The sequence below is a fragment of the Collinsella sp. AM41-2BH genome (assembly GCF_003468085.1).
In the GTDB taxonomy this organism is placed as follows: Bacteria; Actinomycetota; Coriobacteriia; order Coriobacteriales; family Coriobacteriaceae; genus Collinsella.
Genome location: NZ_QSGH01000001.1, coordinates 292,946 through 293,494, shown reverse-complemented (window position 1 = coordinate 293,494; position 549 = coordinate 292,946). Strand labels below are relative to the sequence as shown.

Here is a 549-nt window from a genome sequence, read left to right as displayed (position 1 = left end):
ACCGCCGGGTGCGTCGCGGGCGCCCTGGAGGGCGTCCGGGCGGTCCTCGGCGCCGACGGGACGCGCCGCGTGTTCCGCGCCGTGCTCACCGACAACGGCGCCGAGTTCTCCGACGAGGGCGCGATCGCCGCGCTCATCGGCGAGGGGCCCGGCGAGACGAGGCTGTTCTACTGCGACCCTAGGCGCAGCGACCAGAAGGGCGCCTGCGAGCGCAACCACGTCGAGATCAGGAAGCTGCTCCCCAAGGGCCGCGGCCTCAGGTTCGACCGGCTCGCCCCGGCCGACCTGGCGCTGGCGATGTCGCACGTGAACTCCGAGCCCCGCGGCGCGCTCGGCTTCGCGACGCCCGCCCGCGCCTTCCGGGCGATGCTCGGCGACGACGCGGCGGCGCTGCTGGAGGCGTGCGGCATCGAGGACGTGCCCATCGGCGAGCTCGACCTGACGCCGGGGCTCATCGCGCGGGCGCGCGAGGAGAGGGGCGATGCCCCGCTGTCCTAGCCTAAGGGAAAACGGAATAGACTGACCGACCGTTCGGCTGAGTCTGGGAAG

1 pseudogene is annotated in these 549 nt (G+C 73.8%); it reads left to right on the top strand.

Annotated features, from left to right (window positions below):
• Window positions 1-498 (top strand): annotated as a pseudogene (locus DW899_RS01330) (IS30 family transposase); the annotation flags it as partial.
• Window positions 499-549: the final 51 nt, after the last annotated feature.